This is a genomic window from Phyllobacterium myrsinacearum (assembly GCF_014138285.1).
Taxonomy (GTDB): domain Bacteria; phylum Pseudomonadota; class Alphaproteobacteria; order Rhizobiales; family Rhizobiaceae; genus Phyllobacterium; species Phyllobacterium myrsinacearum_A.
The window spans coordinates 1,479,965-1,498,691 of record NZ_JACGXN010000001.1 but is presented as its reverse complement, the minus strand read 5'-3'; the positions used below and the strand labels follow the sequence as shown (position 1 = coordinate 1,498,691).

Sequence of the window (18,727 nt, the reverse complement as noted above, 5' to 3'; positions counted from 1 at the left end):
GGCGCCCATGACGTCTTTGACAATCCAGCTTGCAACGGCAGAAGATACGGAACGGCTTGGTCAGGATATTGGACTGGCGCTGGTGAAGGGTGATCTTGTCACGTTATCCGGCGATCTGGGTGCGGGGAAATCGACCCTCGCCCGCGGAATGATCCGAACCATTGCCAATGACAGTGCCTACGAGGTTCCAAGCCCCACCTTCACGATTGTTCAGTCCTATTCTGAATTGCGCCTGCCGATCAGTCACGTTGATTTGTACCGGCTTTCGTCGGGCGAAGAGGTTGATGAACTTGGGCTTGACGAAGCGCTCGAAGACGGCGCCGTGCTGGTAGAATGGCCAGAACGGGCGAACGGCGCCCTGGGCGAACCAACCATTCATATTGTCCTGTTCAACGATGGAGATGGCCGGAAAGTCGAGATAGAAGGTGAAAGCGCTGCTCTTGCGCGGGTCCAACGCTCCCTGGCCATACGGACATTTCTCGGACGGGCTGGCTATGCTACAGCAGACCGTCGGTATCTGCTTGGCGATGCGTCCGCGCGCGGCTACGAGACGATTGATACCGGTTGTGTACGTCCGCTGATCCTCATGAACTCCCCCTATAATCCTGGTGGTCCCATCCTTCGGGATGGCAAGACCTATATGCAGATCGCGCATCTTTCCCAGTCCGTCACGGCCTTTGTTGCCGTCAATCAACTCCTGCGGTCCAACGGATTCTATGTGCCGCAGATCATGTCCGATGACCTCGACAATGGCTTCCTGCTTCTGGAGAATCTCGGCAACGAAGGCATCCTCGACACGGACGGAGCACCCATTGTCGAACGATACGAGGCGTCCGTACGGCTGCTTGCAAGGATGCATGAACGGTCGTGGGCGAGAGACATTGAAATCGCCAAAAATCACACGCATCATCTGCATGACTTTGATCGTGACGCTCTGATGATTGAAGTCGAGCTTCTGTCGGACTGGTATGTTCCGCGCATGTCCGGCAAGCCGTTGGCCGCTCAGCAGAAAGCTGAATATGTCGACGCTTGGGATGTTGTATTTAGTCAGCTAAAGAAATCCGAAAAGAGTCTCGTCCAACGGGATTTTCACTCGCCCAACATACTATGGCGGGGTGAGGCAACGGGTATTGATCGCATCGGACTGATTGATTTTCAGGATGCGATGATTGGTCCATCTGCCTATGACGTCGCGTCTCTGGTGCTTGATGCGCGCGTGACCATCGAACCATCTCTTCAGAAGCAGCTGCTTCAGGCGTATATCGATGAACGTCGGTCTCGTGACAAATCCTTCAATGAAATAGCCTTTTTGGAAGCGTTCGCGATTATGGCCGCACAACGCAATGCCAAGATTCTCGGAATTTTCGTGCGGCTGGATGAGCGGGACGGCAAGCCTTATTATCTCCAACATCTTCCGCGTATCCAGAGCTATCTTGCCGGTGTTCTCGATCATCCATCACTGGCACCCGTGCGTGAATGGTGCGAGAAGATGGGTATCCTTTCGTTGGAGTTGCAGTGAATGACGATACCCGATACAGCAATGCTTCTGGCTGCGGGCCTCGGCAAACGTATGCGCCCCATTACCGATACAATACCGAAGCCATTGGTAAAGGTAGCCGGCAAATCATTGATCGATTGGGCATTTGATGCGCTCGATGCGGCGGGCGTTGAGCGGGTAGTGGTCAATGTCCATTATCTGGCGGACCAGATGGATTCGCATCTTGGGTTGCGGCAAACGCCTGCAATCACTGTGTCAGATGAGCGCGCTGAACTGCTCGATTCTGCTGGCGGCATTATTAAAGCTCTGCCGCTGATTGGCAAAGATGCCTTCTACATTCTCAACGCCGATACGTTCTGGATCGACGGACCTCGTCCCAACCTTGTCCGCCTCGCTGAAGCATGGGATGCTTCGAAGATGGATATTCTTCTGATGGTCGCGCGAATGGATCAGGCAACCGGCTATGAAGGGTGCGGTGATTTCACCGTGGCCGGCGATGGAAGGCTTCAGCGCTTCGGCGAGGGTGATGCATCACCCTACATCTACGCAGGCGCGGCGATCGTCCATCCGCAACTCTTTGAGGGAAAACCGGTGGTGCGTGCCTCACTCAATCGCTATTTTGATGAAGCCATCAGTGCCGGGCGTCTCTACGGGATGCCCATGCAGGGGCATTGGCTGACCGTCGGAACACCTGAGGCAATCGGAGAGGCGGAAGCCGCGATTGCGCGTCTCGGGCAGGAGACCCATGGTTGACCGCCACAGCCCCCGCATTTTTTCGATTGCTCCCGGAGAACCGTTTCTTCCCGCTCTGGTTGATGCAATCCTTTCCGGCAACCTAATTCCGGGTTTCCCCGTTAACCCCGCCGATCCCTTGGCCCTGGCGCGAGCCACCATCTACGTACCAACCCGCCGCGCAGCCCGTACGCTGCGATCCTTGCTTGTTGAAAAAAGCCCGGTGAAATCCGCCATCCTGCCCGCCATCCGTCCGCTCGGCGACGTGGATGAGGATGCCGCGATGTTTGACATGGGGTCAGATGCTTTTTTCGATCTGCTGCCTCCGGTCGGCTCCATGGAGCGGCTTTTGCTGCTTGCACGACTCGTGCGCCCATGGCGCGAGCGCCTGCCCGATCACGTCCGGGCCCTGTTCGGCAATGAGGATATTGCCATACCCGCCACCACTGCAGACGCGCTCTGGCTGGCGCGTGATCTTGCCGGGCTTATGGATCAGGTGGAGACGGAGGCGAGCGGCTGGAGCACGCTGTCGAATATCGTTTCGGAGGAACTGCCTGAATGGTGGCAGGTCACTCTAGACTTTTTGAACATCGTCACCAGTCTCTGGCCGGACATTCTCAACGACCGCCACCGGTCCAATCCTGCAGCCCATCGCAATCATCTCATCGAGCTGGAAGCAGAACGACTTCTGCGCAATCCTCCCGATGGACCGGTTATTGCGGCTGGTTCCACCGGCTCGATCCCCGCGACCGCACATCTTCTGGCGGCAATTGCCGCTTTGCCGCAGGGCGCCGTGGTGCTGCCCGGGCTTGACCGCGACATGGATGAACCAAGCTGGCAGGTGCTTGCCAGCACGCAGGACAATCCCTCCATATTCGGGCATCCGCAATTCGGCCTGAGGAAGCTTCTGGGCGAGCTCGGTGTCCTGCGTCAGGACGTGATCCGCCTTGGTACGGTCACACCGCAGAAGCGGGCGCGTGAACACTTGCTGGCGGAAGCCATGCGTCCTGCCGAGACAAGCGAAGCTTGGAGCACGATTGATCGGGAAAGCAGCCAGTTTTCTGCTGCTGTTGTACCGGTCGCCCTGATCGAGGCGGCCAATGAACGCGAGGAGGCGCTTGCCGTCGCAATCGCCTTGCGTGATGCCATTGAGGCGCCAGGAAAGACCGCAGCGCTCATTACAGCCGATCGCGACCTTGCCCGGCGTGTGGCCAGTGAACTCGCGCGTTTCAATATCGCTGCTGATGATTCCGGTGGCCACGCCTTGCGCGAGACGCAGCCGGCAACGCTGTTGCGCCTCACCCTGGAAACGGTCTTCAATCCCGGTGACCCGGTGGTATTGTTGGCTTTGCTCAAGCATCCCCTGACCCGGCTTGGCATGGACCGCAATGCCGTCCGGCAGGCAGCCGAAACAATTGAACTGATTGCGCTGCGCGGCGGCACGGGACGCGCGACTCTGACTGGACTGGCGGAATTCTTTGAACGGCGCCTTGCCGAAGGCACCACATCCCCGTTTGAGCCCGCTTGGCTGCGCCAGATTTCCGTACAGCGGATTGAAGCCGCCCGGATTGTCTGTGCAGCCCTCGGACAGTGCATGAATGAACTTAGCGCCTTCACAGGGGCCAATGAACCGGTGGAGATATCGGATATCGTCCGGGCAACCATTGCCAGCCTCGAAAATCTCGTTCGCGATGACAGAGGCGACATATCAGGGCTTTACACCGGGGCTGCGGGTGAACAATTCGCTGCTTTTCTCCGCAACCTGGTGTCCGCCGATTCCGGCCTCGACTTCATGCCCGTTGAGTGGCCAGCGATGATCGAAGCCCTCATGGCAGGTGAAGTGGTGAAACCCAAGGCTGGAGCCCATCCGCGCCTGTTCATCTGGGGTGCGCTGGAAGCACGCTTGCAGACCGTCGATACCGTCATCATCGGGGGTCTCAATGAGGGTTCCTGGCCGGGCAAGACCCGCAACGATCCTTTCATGTCGCGGCCGATGAAAGCCGTCATCAATCTGGAGCCCCCGGAACGGCGCACCGGCCTTGCCGCGCATGATTTCCAGATGGCACTCGGCATGGAACGGGTCATTCTCAGCCGGGCGCAGCGGTCGGCCAATGCGCCGACGGTCGCATCTCGCTGGTTGCAGCGGCTGGAAACAGTGCTCGGCAAGAGAGCCAGCGACGAATTGCGTGCGCGCGGCGCGCAGTATCTGCATTGGGCCCGGGAAATTGACGACGCTCCTGATGAGGATTTTGTCAAGCGGCCAGAGCCAAAACCGCCGCTTACAGCGCGGCCAAGACATTTTTCCGTGACAGAAATCGAAACCCTGCGGCGCGATCCCTATGCGATCTTCGCCCGGCGTATTCTGCGCCTGCGTCCCATCGAGCCACTGATCCGCGATCCTGATGCAGCGGAACGCGGCTCGCTCTTTCACAATATTCTGGCGCATTTCACCGAACAGGCTATCGATCCGGTCCATACTGATGCCGCTATACGTCTCTCAGAGATTGGTCGGCGCTATTTCGATGATATTGCCTTGCCTGAAGAAATCGATGCGGTGTGGTGGCCGCGATTTTTGAGCCTTGTGCCTGAGTTTCTGCAATGGGAGCGCGAACGCGCCCCGCTGCTTGCCGAACGTCATCCCGAAATTGCCTCGAAGAAAATCCCTGTCGAAGCAACGGGTGTCACGCTTTCCGGCCGCGCCGATCGTGTTGATCTGATGCGGGATGGAACTGTGGAAATCATCGACTACAAGACCGGCTCCACACCCTCGCGCAAACAAGCCCATGTGCTGCTCTCGCCGCAGCTGGCGCTGGAGGCGGCACTTCTTGCGCGCGGAGCCTTTCACGAAGTCGGCAAGCGTCAGGCCTCAGACTTGCTTTATGTTCGCTTGCGGCCGAACGGCAGGGTCGAGCCGGAGTCGATCCTGAAAGCCGGCTCCGCCGCCAATAAGAGCGAAAAGACCGCGCCCGAGCTGGGCGAGCTTTCATGGCTGCGGTTGAATGAGTTGCTTGTCGCCTATCATGATCCGCAAAAAGGCTATCTGTCCCGTGCACTGCCATTCAAGGAAAGCGATCTGACCGGGGATTATGATCATCTCGCACGCGTACTGGAATGGTCGGCGGGCGGCGCGGACGATGGCGGGGAGGGCGGCGAGTGAAAAAAAACCCCAATATTCCCAAGGAAACCATTATCGATCAGAATCGTGCTGCCAATCCGGCTGACTCTGTCTGGGTTTCTGCCAATGCGGGTTCGGGCAAGACACACGTTCTGACTGAGCGTGTCATCCGCCTTCTGCTCGACGGTACCGATCCGTCAAAAATATTGTGCCTGACCTATACCAAGGCAGCCGCCGCAGTCATGCAGAACCGTGTCTTTGCCCGACTCTCCGATTGGGCGACCATGGACGAAGAGGCCCTCGCGCAAACGATCGAGAAAATCGATGGCAAGCGTCCCGGACCCGCGCGACTGGCTCAGGCGCGCCGCCTGTTTGCCCGGGCGCTGGAAACACCGGGTGGTTTGAAAATCCAGACGATTCACGCCTTTTGCGAGGCGATTCTGCATCAGTTTCCGCTGGAAGCGAACATTGCCGGTCATTTCGAACTGATGGATGACATGATGCAGGTGGCGTTGGTGGGTGAGGCGCGCCGCCAATTGCTGCAAACGGCGCGGCTTGACGGAAACATCGATCTTGCTGCCGCTTTCAACGACGTTCTGGAAGTGGCCGGCGAATTCGGGTTACAGGAACTTCTTGATGAAGCCGTCAACAAGCGCCATGATCTGACCCAGTTCATTCGGGAAGTGGGTCATGACGCGCTGCGGCGTCCCCTGTTCTTTACCCAGTTTGGTTTTACCGGCGAGGAGACGGAAGACGACATTCTTTCCGCGCTCTGGCCGGTGCCCGAGTTTCCGCAAGGCGTGCTTGAGAATATCATGGCGGTGCCAAAAGGGGCCTCGCGTGCCCAGGAGTTTGCTCTCCTGCTGCGTTTCGCCAAGGTCAGTAGCGAGATTGATCAGCGCGAAGAGGTATTGCGGGCGGCTTTCCTGAAAGCGACAGGTGACCCCAAGAGCGGCAGCTACGTCGCCTCGAAAAGCGTTACCGACCGCATTCCCGATTTCATCGAACGCTATGACCGTGCAGCAGACCGGATTTTCAAAGGTCTGGACCGCCTCAAACAGCTTCGGCAAATCCGACTCACCCTGTCGGCGCTGGTGCTGATCGATGATCTGATCGGGCGCTACCAGCAGATGAAGAAGGCGCGCGGCCTTCTCGATTTTGATGATCTGATTGTGCGTACGGTGACACTGCTGGCACGGCAGGATGCCGGGCCATGGGTGCAATACAAACTCGACAAGGGCATCGATCACATCCTGGTAGACGAGGCGCAAGATACAAGCCCCAACCAGTGGCGGGTCATCCGCTTGCTCAGCGAAGAGTTTTTTTCCGGCAGCACAGCCCGCAATGTCAGGCGTACGCTGTTTGCCGTGGGCGACGAAAAGCAGTCTATCTATTCCTTTCAGGGTGCCATCCCGGAAGATTTCGCCCGCCATGGCAAGACAACCAAGAAAAAAGCGGAAAATGCTGAACTGAGCTTCTCCAGGGTCAATCTGAATTTCTCTTTCCGTTCCGTGCCCGATGTGCTGTCCGCTGTGGACGCGGTGTTCAAGCGGCCTGAAGCCAATCGCGGCTTCGGTGCCGATCATGGCGCGACTGCCCACACCGCGATCCGGTCCGTTGACGCGGGCGAAGTGCAGATCTGGGATATGCTCACGCCCGAAACCACGGAACAGGAGGAAGACTGGCGAACCCCGGTGGACAGTCTTCCCGCCCCGCCCGTTCGCCTTGCGGAGCAAATCGCCAAGACAATTGATCTCTGGCTGAAAAACGGCGAAGTCATCGAAGGCAAGAATCGGCGCCTGCAGGCACGCGACATCATGGTTCTGGTGCGAAAGCGCGACCAGTTCATGCCTGCACTGTCGCGCGAATTGAAGAAGCGTCATGTGCCGGTGGCTGGTGCCGACCGGCTGAAACTGACAGACCATATCGCCGTCAAGGATTTGATGGCGCTTGGCCGTTTCATGCTGCTGTCGTCCGATGACCTGTCACTGGCCGCACTTCTCAAAAGCCCGATCTTCAAATGGGATGATGACCAGCTCTTCGATCTGGCGCATGGACGCGCAGAGAATGAAACCCTGCATCAGCGTCTGACAGTCCGGGCGAAGAGCGATCCGGCGCTGGCAGCCGTTGCCAAGCGTTTGCAGGAGTGGCGCAACCGTGCGGATACAGTGCCCGTGTTCGAATTCTACGCTGACATTCTTGGCAATGGCGGCGCCCGGCGAGATCTTCTCGCACGACTCGGTCACGAGGCGGGTGATGTCATCGACGAATTCCAGAATTACGCCATCGCCACGGAGAAAACCGGCCTTCCCGGACTGCAGGCATTTCTGGAAACGCTGGATGCAGCCACGCCCGAGATCAAGCGTGAGCTTGATCAGAGCCGAGACGAGGTGCGGATCATGACCGTTCACGCGGCCAAGGGCCTTGAAGCTGCGGTGGTATTTCTGGTTGATTCCGGCAGTTCTGCCTCATCTGGGGGGCGAACGCCCAACCTGCTGTCATTTCCGATGAAGGAAGAAGAGGGATGGCAGGGCAAGGGGTTCCTCTTCGTGCCGTCCAAAGCCTACGCGACGGCCTTTACAGGGGCTATTGTCGAAAATCTGAAAATACGATCAGAAGAGGAATATCGCCGTCTTCTCTACGTCGGGATGACCCGCGCCGAAGATCGCCTGATCGTTTGCGGTTATCGCGGCACCAGACAGTCTCCCGACACTTGGCACGGTCTTGTGGACGCAGCACTGGCGGAGACGAGCGAACCGTTCGATCATCCGGTGGAGGGCGTCGTTGCAAAACGTTACCGCGAGACTGCGCCGACAAGCGGTCCGGTGGAGGAGCCGGAATTGTTGCCAGCGGCATCGGTGCTGCCCTTTCCTGTCCGGTATCGCGAGCCCATGGCAAGGGAAGCAGGGCTGCCGCGCCCGTTGGCGCCTTCCGGTGTGTCCCTTCTGATCGAGCCGGAAGAAGAAGAGCCTCTTGTCAGCGGTTCGCCGGTCCTCGGTGCAGATGGTCGCGATCCTTCCTTTGCAATCCAGCGCGGCACAGTCATTCATGCGCTGTTACAGACTCTGCCCAATCTGCCTGCCGATCAACGCATGGTTGCCGCCGGACGTTATCTTTCCCGCGCCGCATTTGATTGGAAGCTGGAAGAGATGGAAAACGCCCTGCAATCGGTATTCGGCGTCATAGGCGATCCGCGTTTCGCGCCGGTCTTCGCGCCCGGTTCACTGGCGGAAATCGCTGTCATGGGAACATTGCATCTGCGGGGTAAGGACCATGCGGTGTCCGGTATCATCGATCGGCTCGCGGTAAGTGACGACAGTGTGCTGATTGTCGATTATAAGACCAATCGCCCGGCTCCGCGTATCCTAGCGGAAGTGCCGGATGCCTACGTGGCGCAGCTGGCGCTCTACCGGCAGTTGCTGGAGCCGCTTTATCCCGGAAAAAGCGTGAAAGCCGCCCTCTTGTTCACCGAAGGCCCCCATCTCATCGATATTCCGGTGAATGAGATGCAGGGCGCCCTTGCCCGTCTCACCGCATCGTGAGATGACCGAGCTTGACGCGGGTGGGTAGACTCACCACATGATGGGCAACATTCAATAACCGATAAGGAAAAGCCGATGGCTACCGTCAAGATTGACACCAGCAATTTCCAGTCCGATGTGCTTCAGGCCGGTCAGCCTGTTGTTGTCGATTTCTGGGCCGAGTGGTGCGGCCCATGCAAGATGATTGCACCAGCTCTCGAAGAGATAGCTTCCGAGATGGAAGGCAAAGTTACGATTGCCAAGGTCAATATCGACGAGAATCCGGAACTTGCAGCTCAGTTCGGCGTGCGTTCCATTCCAACACTTCTGATGTTCAAGGACGGCGAACTGGCTGCTAATCTGGTTGGCGCTGCTCCCAAGAGCAAGCTCAGCGACTGGATCCGCAATTCGGCCGCTTGAGCGGAGAAAAGCCCTTCCCCTATCGAGCCCGGCCATCGCGCCGGGCTTTTTATTGCGGCGGGGTTCCGTTGTCGGCGAGCACGTCGCCAGCGAGATAGAGTGATCCGCCGATAAGGATGCGGGGCGCAGCCTCCGATTTGTCCCAGCTGTCCCGTAATATCTTCAACGCGTTCTCGACCGAATGCACCGGCTCGGCGGAAAGACCTGCATCAGCCGCGGCTAGTGCGAGCTGCTCGTGGGGAATGCCGGAATCGCTGGATCGGATCGGCACCGTATAAACATGGCGGGCCATGCCTGTGAAAGCAGCGAAATAGCCAACAGGGTCTTTGGTGTTGATCATCCCGGTGATCAGAAACAGCGGGCGCGGGCTGCGATCCTCCAGCGAGGCGATCGCCTCGGCAATCACCATGCCCGCACCGGGGTTATGACCGCCATCAATCCAAATCTCCGAACCGGGTACAGCCACCTCAACCAGCTTGCCTTTGACGAGGCGCTGCATGCGTGCTGGCCATTCGACCGTCGTCATGGCCGTTTCGATGGCGTAATCCGGCAGGGTAAAGCCCGCGGTCTTCACCGCCTGAATAGCAGCTGCCGCGTTGGAGAGCTGATGGCGACCGAGGAGGCCCGGCAATGGAAGATCGAGCAGCCCGGTATTGTCCTGGTAAATCATCCGGCCACGCTCTTCGAAAGCGAGAAAATCTTGACCATAAACGGCAAAGGGGCAATCCCGGCGCTCGGCTGTTTCAATCAGCACGATACGCGCCGCTTCCTCTTCCTGTGCACCGATGACAACCGGGCATCCCGGCTTGATGATCCCGGCTTTCTCCGCTGCAATCAGTTCAACCCGGTCGCCAAGATAAGGCTGGTGATCCAGTGAGATCGGCATGATGACACTGACGGCAGGCTCAGGAATAACGTTCGTCGCGTCGAAACGGCCACCAAGCCCGACCTCGAGGATCACGGCATCGGCCGGATGTTCGGAAAACAACACGAATGTGACGGCGGTCAGGATCTCGAAGACCGTGATGGCCTGACCGGCGTTGGCTTCCTCGACGCGGCTCAGCGCATCGGCAAAGACATCGTCATCGACCAGCTTGCCGCCACCCGGTGCCCCAAGTCTGTAGCGTTCGTGCCAGCGAACGAGATGGGGTGACGTGTGGACGTGAACCGTATAACCGGCAGCTTCCAGAAGCGCCCGTGAGAAGGCGACGCACGATCCCTTGCCGTTGGTGCCCGCCACATGGATGACGGGAGGCATTTTCAGATGCGGATTGCCCAGTGTATCAAGAAGACGCGTGACACGCCCCAGCGACAGGTCAAAACCCTTTGGATGAAGCCCGAGCAATCGCTCGATAATCGCCTCAGCCTTCGATGACACAGACAAAGCCAAGGGCAAAAGCCTCCAGAACCATCAATTGAATCAAGCTTCGGCTTCAATCGTTGCCGGTACCGCTGCTCCATTCGGCTTGGCAACAGGAACCTCGGTTGCTTTCTCGCCCATCAGCATTTTCAGAAGACGTGCAATAGTGGCTTTGAGTTCAGTGCGCGGCACAACCATATCGACCATGCCGTGGGCCTTCAGATATTCCGCGGTCTGGAAGCCTTCCGGCAGCTTTTCACGAATGGTCTGCTCGATGACGCGTTGTCCGGCAAAACCGATGAGCGCGCCCGGCTCGGCAATATGGATGTCGCCCAGCATGGCGTAGGACGCGGTGACGCCACCCGTGGTCGGATTTGTGAGGACCACAATATAGGGCAGGCCCGCTTCCTTCAGCATTTCTACCGCAACGGTGGTGCGCGGCAGCTGCATCAGCGAAAGAATGCCTTCCTGCATGCGGGCGCCACCTGAGGCTGCGAACAGAACCAGCGGCCGCTTCTGGGCAATTGCTGTCTCAAAAGCCTTTATGATGGCTTCGCCCGCGGCCATGCCCAGAGATCCGCCGATAAAGCTGAAATCCTGAACCGTTGCAACGATCGGCAAGCCTTCAATGGTTCCCAGCGCATTGATGATCGTGTCTTCGACGCCAGACTTGGCGCGATGTTCCTTGAGGCGGTCGATATAGCGCTTCTCATCGCGGAATTTGAGCGGATCGGTCGCCACTTTCGGCTGTTCAAGCAACTCGTAGGCGCCGTCATCGAAAAAGTAGCGCAGCCGGTCCTTGGCGCGAATACGCATATGGTGGCCGGACGACGGCACAACCCATTGGTTCTTTTCCAGATCCGTATGGAAGACCATTTCGCCCGAAATTGGATCCTTGATCCAGAGGTTTTCGGGCATTTCACGGCGACCAAGCATCGAATTGATCTTCGGCCGGACGTAATTTGTGATCCAGTTCATGATCGGTCCTGTTCTTTCGTCGGTATTGTGATTTAGGGCTTCTATTCCGCCGCTGCAAGGCGCACGGCGCGCACGCCGGTGGAAAGTCCTTGCACCATTGTGGCGACGGCTTCTGCAGGATCAGCCACAAGCGAGCCATCCGGACGGATTGTATTGGCGACCGCATTGACGATTGCCGTGCCGACGACCACCCCGTCGGCATGCATGCCGATGACCTTGGCCTGCTCGGCGGTCTTGACGCCGAAACCGACGACCACAGGCAGATCGGTGTGTTCCTTGATGCGCTTGACGGCCTCACCAACCTTGCTTGTATCCGGTAGGGCCGAACCGGTGATACCGTTCATCGAGACGTAGTAAACGAAACCGGAGGTGTTCTGCAGCACTTTTGGCAGGCGCTTTGCATCCGTTGTCGGCGTTGCCAGACGAATGAAATTGATTCCGGCTTTGATGGCGGGAATGCAGAGTTCCACGTCCATTTCAGGCGGCAGGTCGACGATGATCAGACCATCAATGCCCGAGGCAACGGCGTCCTTCAGGAAGCGGTCGACACCGTAGATATAAATTGGATTGTAGTAACCCATCAGAACGATGGGCGTCGTGTTGTCGCTCTCGCGGAAGCTGGCGGCGAGCGCCAGCGTCTTTGTCAGCGACATGCCTTTTTTAAGTGCCCGCAGGCCTGCAGCCTGAATCGCCGGACCATCGGCCATCGGATCGGAAAAGGGAACACCGAGCTCGATGATGTCAGAACCGGAACCAGGCAGGGCCTTCATGATCTTCAGCGAGGTTTCATAATCCGGATCGCCGCCCATGAAATAAGTCACGAGTGCCGGACGTCCCTCGGCTTTCAGCGCAGCAAATTTTCTGTCGATACGGGTAGCCATGCTTAAATCTCCATACCCAATAGTTTGCCAACCGTATGCACATCCTTGTCGCCCCGACCTGACAGGTTGACGATCATGATCTTGTCCTGCGCCATAGTGGGCGCAATTTTCACCGCCTGGGCAATGGCATGGGCGGATTCAAGCGCGGGAATGATGCCTTCAACGCGTGTCGTCAGCTGGAATGCATTCAGAGCCTCGTCGTCGAGGATCGGCACATAGGAAACCCGGCCAGTATCGCGCAGCCATGAATGTTCCGGGCCGACACCGGGATAATCGAGACCGGCGGAAACCGAATGGCCATCGAGAATCTGGCCATCCTTGTTCTGCAGCAGATAGGTGCGGTTGCCATGCAGCACGCCTGGGCTGCCGGCACTCATCGAGGCGCAATGTTCTTCACCATCAAGCCCACGGCCGCCGGCTTCAACGCCGATGATCTCGACACTCTTGTCGTCAAGGAATGCATGGAACAGTCCAATGGCGTTAGAACCGCCACCCACAGCAGCAATGATCGTATCGGGGAGGCGGCCCTCCCGCTCGAGAATCTGTTCGCGGGCCTCTTCGCCGATCACCGACTGGAAGTCGCGCACCAGTTCCGGATAGGGATGCGGACCTGCGGCTGTGCCGATAAGGTAATAGGTGTCATCGACATTTGAGACCCAGTCGCGCAGCGCCTCGTTCATCGCGTCCTTCAATGTACCGTGACCGGAGGCGACCGGCTTGACTTCGGCTCCCAGCAATTTCATGCGGAAAACATTGGGTGCCTGCCGCTCGACATCCGTAGCGCCCATATAGACGACACAGGGAAGGCCGAACCGGGCCGAGACCGTCGCCGACGCAACGCCGTGCTGACCAGCGCCGGTTTCCGCAATGATACGGGTCTTGCCCATGCGTCTTGCAAGCAGGATCTGGCCAAGGCAATTGTTGATCTTGTGGCTGCCGGTATGATTGAGGTCTTCGCGTTTGAAATAAATCTTCGCGCCGCCGTCGAGACCCTTGTCTTTCGCCAGCTGGCGGACGTGCTTGGTCAGGCCTTCGGCATAGTAGAGCTTTGAAGGCCGGCCGGCGTAGTTGGTAGACAATTCACGCAGTTCGGCTTTGAAGGCCGGATCATTCTTGGCGTCATCATAGGCCTGCTGCAGTTCAAGAATCAGCGGCATCAGGGTTTCGGCAACGAAACGTCCACCGAAAATACCGAACATGCCCTCTTCATCGGGACCTGTCTTGAATGAATTGGGTTCAACCGCCTTGTCCACCGTTCGCTCCGTTTGTTCAGGCCGCATCAGCGCTTTTGGCAGCGCGCACAACCCGGAAAAATTCTCTGATCAGGCTAACATCTTTTACGCCAGGCGCGGACTCGACACCGGACGAAATATCAATGCCGCGCGCATTCGTCGCTTTCAGCGCCTCGGCAATATTGCCGACGTTGAGGCCTCCGGAAAGCATGTAATCAATGGAGGCGTCAAGACCGCTGAGGATCGTCCAGTCAAAAGCGATACCATTTCCGCCGGGAAGATCTGATCCCTTGGGTGGTTTGGCATCGAAGAGAAACTGGTCAGCAATGCCGATATAGGCGGCAATCGCGTCAAGATCGCGGCGTTCCCGCACCGAAAGCGCCTTCAAGACAGGCAAACCATAACGCTGCTTGATGCCCGCAACCCTTTCAGGGCTTTCATCGCCGTGCAATTGCAGCATGTCGGGCTGCATTGCCGCTACAATCGCGTCCAATGCCGCATCATCCGCATTGACGGTCACCGCAACTGCCTTGGCACGGCCTTTGGCGGCCTGACGCAACCGGCCTGCCATTGCCGGATCGATATTGCGCGGGCTTTTGGGGAAAAAGATAAAACCGATATGCGACGCATCTTCGTCCAGCGCTGCCGCAACGGCCTCGTCGGTCTTCAATCCGCATATTTTGACATCAAGGTTCATAATCGGTGCCAGTGCCACGAAAACGCGCGGGAGTCGAGTATTTTGCGTGGTTCGACAAGCTCACCATGAGGGAGAACGGTGTTTGGGACAATTATTACAAACGCCAAAACTCTTGGGCTCGTGCAATCAACCCAATTCCCTCATGGTGAGCTTGTCGAACCACGCATAGATGTTCTGCAGAATTTACAACAGATGTCAGTGGTTTTACAGGTGGTGATGATAACCTGCTTGTACGAGAAACTGGTAGGCATCGTGCACGGAAACCGGAATATCCTGCACAATCTGGAAACCTTGTGCCGGATAGTCGATCATCCGCTTGATGTCGCCGACCATCTCATGGATCAGTTTGTCGAGTGGATAGGTCGTGAGCGGTTGATCCTCAAAGCCGTGCAATGGTGCCGTCACCAAGGCATTTACGTCAGGCCACTGTGCTCGCACCGTCGCAAATGCCCGGCGCTGTGTCTGCGGTTTGGTGACAATGATGATGTGCTTGATGGCTTCCCCCGCCATTGCCCGTGCAAACCGGATATTTTCGCCAATATTGGTCGCGTTTGGCTCAATCAGAATCGCATCGGCAGCAACGCCGGCACCTTTGGCGTGCGCGGCAAAGGCTTCCGCCTCCGTGGTGTCATAGAGATGATTGGTCCAGTTGCCTGCCTTCCCCGTGAACAGGATTTTTGGCGCCAGCCCCTGATCAAACAATTTGGCACAGCGATCCGCCACGCGCAGATCGTAGCTGCCGAGGCCGATAATCAGATCGGCCGGGCTCAAGGGATCATAGACCAGATGAAAATCCCACAGGACACGGGCCGCCGCTTCTATGGCAGGCGCGACAGATTCGGCCATCAGCTGAAATCGATTGCTTGCAAGGCACTGCCGTTGCGTTTCAGCCAGGCCCTGCATCGCTCCGTATCCGGACAAAGCTCGCCGCAGAGCTTCCAGAATTTCGGCCCGTGATTCATCTCTTTCAAATGCGCCACTTCATGGGCCACGAGATAATCGATGATCGGTGGCGGTGCCATCATGATGCGCCAGGAAAAGGCAAGCGTTCCGTCCGATGTGCAGGAGCCCCAGCGGCTCTTCGTATCCTTCAGGCGAATGATCTTCGCCCGCCGCCCAACCGTCGCGGTGTGCCGTGCCACAAGCATGTCCAGATCGTGCCGTGCTTCCCGTTTGAGGAAATCACCAACCCGCCGGGCAAGATGCGGGCGGTCGCCATAGACGATGAGTCTCGGACCTTCCGCACCATTTTCCTGGCGCACGGTCCCGCGCTTGCCCGGTTCGTGCACGATGAGGTGAGGGAGACCGCGTATTGGAATCTTGATACCGGGCCGCACTTTCGGCTGATCCGGCATTTTGGCAATGCGCGTTTCGATCCAGCCCTCATGACGCGCCAGAAATTTTTCGACCTCACGCGTCGGCATCCCCGGCGGCACGGTAATCCGCAATCCCTTGCCACCCGCATCGATGCGCAGGGTGAGACGCGTCGCACGGGGATTTTCCATCACGCGCAAGGGCAGAACGCGGCCCGCAACCTCGTAGCTCCGCTCGACTTTCAGCGTCGCGGATTTTTTCGGCGGGCTCCGGAACAGGGACAGGATCATGGACAGGACTTTAATTGATTCGGGTAAAAGCCGTGAGTTAAAACAGAGACGGCGCCGGAAAGCTCCGGCGCCGTATCGATGGGATGGCAACGGTCAGGACTGGAGGGAACTGACCGCAAGAATGCCGTTACTCTTCTTCAGTGTCGGTGGTGCCCGGAACGGATTTACGCGTTGCCGGCTTTTTCGACGTAGCGTTGCGTTCCGCCATGAAGCGGTCAAACTCTTCACGGTCCTTGGCGCGGCGCAGTTCGCTTGCGTAGTCTTCAAATTCAGCGCGCATCTCTTCGAGCTTGCGGCGCTCTTCATTGAGACGCTCGAGTTCTTTTTCGCGCCATTCATCAAAGGCAACATTGCCCGTGCCGAATGAGCCACGTCCAAATGACTGAGTCTTGCCACGGCGGAATACACCGCAGAAGCCATCGGTAGCGCGGTTCACGTCGCGCTTGAAACCATCCAGCCGGTCACCCCAGAGGATGTAGGCAAGCATGGCGAAACCAAGCGGCCAGAACAGCATGAAACCAATAACCATCAGCGCGATGGTTGCAGGGGTCCAGCCTGGCCGGATCAAAGCAGCAGTGTTCATAAAAGCCCTTCCTTCTCACGAAAGCCCGACCCTGATTGGCCGATTAGTTACGACATGGGAGACGGATTATGGCTTTTCAAGAAATCGGAAGATTGAATGCGATAAGAGATTGAAATCAGATGTGTTTCTTTGCGTGATCAAAAGCCACAACAAGCAGGCCGGCAACCAGCGCCCAGAAGGCGGCACCTATTCCGCCAATCGAAATACCCGACGCGGTGACAGCAAACGTCACCACTGCGGCGAGCCGTTCGGTCTCATTTTTGAGCGCGATCGTCAGTGCATTGGCAAAGGCGCCGATCAGGGCAAGGCCCGCGACAAGGGCAATCAAAGGCGCCGGCAGGACTGCAAAGAGCGCCACCAGCGAGGCTCCGAAGATGGCCAGTATCAGATAGGAAAGCGCATAGAACGGACCGGTCAGCCAGCGCTTTGCCGGGTCCGGATGGGCATCGGGCCCAGTACAGATTGCCGCCGAAATGGCGGCCATGTTGCTCGTATGCGCGCCGAACGGCGACGTCAGCAGTGAGAGCAATCCGGTAACCAGGAGTGCTGCCGATGCGGGCGGCTCATAACCCGCGGCGCGGAGAACTGCGAAGCCGGGCAAATTCTGCGACGCCATGGTTACGAGATAAAGGGGCAGGGCAATACCGATGACCGCGCGTGTGTCGAAGACCGGCATGATGAGGGTGAGCGTTGAGAGACCGATATCGGGCACACTGGCGGCGCGGCCGCTGGCGAAAGCAAAGACAATTCCGCCAAAGAGGACTGCCAGCACAGCCATTGCTGGATTGAACAGACGGATCACGAAGAAAAGCAGCACCAGCGGCAAGACGAAGAGCGGATCGACGGGGATGGTGCGGGCCGCACCGATAAGGAAGGCGAAGAGGACGCCTGCAAGCATGCCGGATGCAATCGACGCCGGGATTTTGGAAACCAGACCGGAGATCGGCTTGATCAGTCCTGTCAGGATGATGGCGATGGCCGTGACGATGAAAGCACCGACGCCCTGCTGCATGGTAAAGCCGGTACTTGCTCCAATCAGTGCCAGTCCCGGTGTCGACCATGCGGTGATAATCGGCATCCTGTAGCGCCAGCTGAGGAAACCCGTTGCGATGAACATGGAGAGACAAAGCGCCGTGACCCAGCTCGCCGTCTCAGCTTGCGTCGCACCAAGGGCTTGTGCTGCCGCAATGATGAGGGCGAGCGTGCCGCCAAATCCAACGATGGCGGCAACGACAGCAGAAGCAATCACGGAGGAGCGCATGATGAAACCTGTTGGAAAGATTTACAGAATGGACGTGCGGAGTTCGGCGTGTTCGACCATGGAAGCCACGGTGCGGGTGAGAAGCTCAAGATCCTGCGGACGTGACAGACGATGATCGCCATCACGCACCAGCGTAATGGTCACATCGTCAACCGGCAAGTGATCGACCAGCCGCATTGCATGGGTGTAAGGAACATCCTTGTCTTCCATACCTTGCAGAATATGGACGGGACAATCGGTCTGGATGACTCCTTTGAGCACCTGATTGTCCCTGCCGTCGTCCAGCAGGGCTTTGGTATAGATGTACGGTTCCGGCGAATATTCAGATGGCTCTTCCATATAGCCGCGCTGGGTGAGCTGGAGGCGCTGTTCCGGCGTCAACTGCGGTTCTACCAGTTCGGATGTGAAGTCCGGTGCCGGGGCGATCAGGACCAGTCCGGCTATACGGTCACGCTCACCGGCTTTCTGCAGCTCCTCGATCATGCGCAATGCGATCCATCCGCCCATGGACGAACCGACGAGGATCTGCGGGCCAGATGAAAACGCTCTGAACACCGCAAGACTCTGTTCGAGCCAGCGCGAGATCGTGCCATCCCGAAATTCCCCGCCCGACTCGCCATGGGCGGAGTAATCATGGCGCAGGAATGCGTGGCCACGGGCTTCGGCCCATTGATCAAGCCATTCTGCCTTGCTGCCGAGCATATCCGAGCGGTACCCGCCCAGCCAGACGATGCCCGGCTGGCGGCCCTCAAGATGGCGCAGCGCGATCTCGATTTCGTTGACGGTGAGGAATTGCGGCGGGCGAGCCGTCATGGGCAGTCTCCTAGCTGTGTGCACGCCTTTTG

15 protein-coding genes are annotated in these 18,727 nt (G+C 58.0%); 5 read left to right on the top strand and 10 right to left on the bottom strand.

Translation table 11 applies throughout. The features are described 5' to 3' along the window. The first annotated feature begins 7 nt into the window (after positions 1-7). The 5 genes from tsaE to trxA all read left to right on the top strand — a co-directional run bounded on the left by tsaE (position 8) and on the right by trxA (position 9,286). Entirely contained in the window at positions 8-1,519 is a 1,512-nt protein-coding gene (gene tsaE, locus FHW16_RS07385) for a tRNA (adenosine(37)-N6)-threonylcarbamoyltransferase complex ATPase subunit type 1 TsaE (protein ID WP_182548432.1), read from the top strand. Next, positions 1,520-2,251, top strand: coding sequence for a nucleotidyltransferase family protein (locus tag FHW16_RS07380; protein WP_182548431.1), 732 nt, complete (start codon positions 1,520-1,522; stop codon positions 2,249-2,251). Then, complete coding sequence (gene addB / locus FHW16_RS07375) at positions 2,244-5,387, top strand: double-strand break repair protein AddB (protein WP_182548430.1); 3,144 nt, start codon at positions 2,244-2,246, stop codon at positions 5,385-5,387. Before FHW16_RS07380 ends, addB begins: the two co-directional genes overlap by 8 nt. Further along, positions 5,384-8,887: a double-strand break repair helicase AddA gene (gene addA / locus FHW16_RS07370; protein ID WP_182548429.1), complete on the top strand. Its 3,504-nt coding sequence runs from the start codon at positions 5,384-5,386 to the stop codon at positions 8,885-8,887. The genes addB and addA overlap by 4 nt, the downstream gene beginning before the upstream one ends. A 75-nt stretch (positions 8,888-8,962) precedes the next feature. Beyond that, positions 8,963-9,286 carry a thioredoxin gene (gene trxA / locus FHW16_RS07365; protein WP_091879310.1) on the top strand — a complete coding sequence of 108 codons (324 nt, stop codon included), beginning with the start codon at positions 8,963-8,965 and terminating at the stop codon, positions 9,284-9,286. 49 nt (positions 9,287-9,335) lie between these two features. Here trxA and FHW16_RS07360 read toward each other — a convergent pair whose 3' ends face one another. The 10 genes from FHW16_RS07360 to FHW16_RS07315 form a co-directional block, all read right to left on the bottom strand. Then, complete coding sequence (locus FHW16_RS07360; protein WP_182548968.1) at positions 9,336-10,664, bottom strand: Mur ligase family protein; 1,329 nt, start codon at positions 10,662-10,664, stop codon at positions 9,336-9,338. Positions 10,665-10,706: 42 nt separating this feature from the next. Next, positions 10,707-11,624 carry an acetyl-CoA carboxylase, carboxyltransferase subunit beta gene (accD, locus tag FHW16_RS07355; protein ID WP_182548428.1) on the bottom strand — a complete coding sequence of 306 codons (918 nt, stop codon included), beginning with the start codon at positions 11,622-11,624 and terminating at the stop codon, positions 10,707-10,709. A gap of 41 nt (positions 11,625-11,665) precedes the next feature. Next, on the bottom strand, positions 11,666-12,505 hold the full coding sequence (gene trpA / locus FHW16_RS07350) for a tryptophan synthase subunit alpha (RefSeq protein WP_182548427.1): 840 nt from the start codon (positions 12,503-12,505) through the stop codon (positions 11,666-11,668). A 2-nt stretch (positions 12,506-12,507) separates the two neighbouring features. After that, complete coding sequence (gene trpB / locus FHW16_RS07345) at positions 12,508-13,758, bottom strand: tryptophan synthase subunit beta (protein WP_182548967.1); 1,251 nt, start codon at positions 13,756-13,758, stop codon at positions 12,508-12,510. A gap of 16 nt (positions 13,759-13,774) precedes the next feature. Beyond that, positions 13,775-14,434, bottom strand: a complete 660-nt coding sequence (locus FHW16_RS07340) for a phosphoribosylanthranilate isomerase (RefSeq protein ID WP_182548426.1) — start codon at positions 14,432-14,434, stop codon at positions 13,775-13,777. 204 nt (positions 14,435-14,638) lie between these two features. Beyond that, positions 14,639-15,280: a YdcF family protein gene (locus FHW16_RS07335; protein WP_182548425.1), complete on the bottom strand. Its 642-nt coding sequence runs from the start codon at positions 15,278-15,280 to the stop codon at positions 14,639-14,641. Then, positions 15,280-16,038: a M48 family metallopeptidase gene (locus FHW16_RS07330; RefSeq protein ID WP_182548424.1), complete on the bottom strand. Its 759-nt coding sequence runs from the start codon at positions 16,036-16,038 to the stop codon at positions 15,280-15,282. Before FHW16_RS07330 ends, FHW16_RS07335 begins: the two co-directional genes overlap by 1 nt. A 127-nt stretch (positions 16,039-16,165) precedes the next feature. Next, on the bottom strand, positions 16,166-16,621 hold the full coding sequence (locus tag FHW16_RS07325) for a DUF2852 domain-containing protein (RefSeq protein ID WP_182548423.1): 456 nt from the start codon (positions 16,619-16,621) through the stop codon (positions 16,166-16,168). 115 nt (positions 16,622-16,736) lie between these two features. Further along, positions 16,737-17,882 (bottom strand): benzoate/H(+) symporter BenE family transporter, encoded by a 1,146-nt coding sequence (locus FHW16_RS07320; protein WP_182548422.1) that lies wholly within the window; start codon positions 17,880-17,882, stop codon positions 16,737-16,739. Positions 17,883-17,903: 21 nt separating this feature from the next. Beyond that, positions 17,904-18,695 carry an alpha/beta hydrolase gene (locus FHW16_RS07315; protein WP_182548421.1) on the bottom strand — a complete coding sequence of 264 codons (792 nt, stop codon included), beginning with the start codon at positions 18,693-18,695 and terminating at the stop codon, positions 17,904-17,906. Positions 18,696-18,727: the final 32 nt, after the last annotated feature.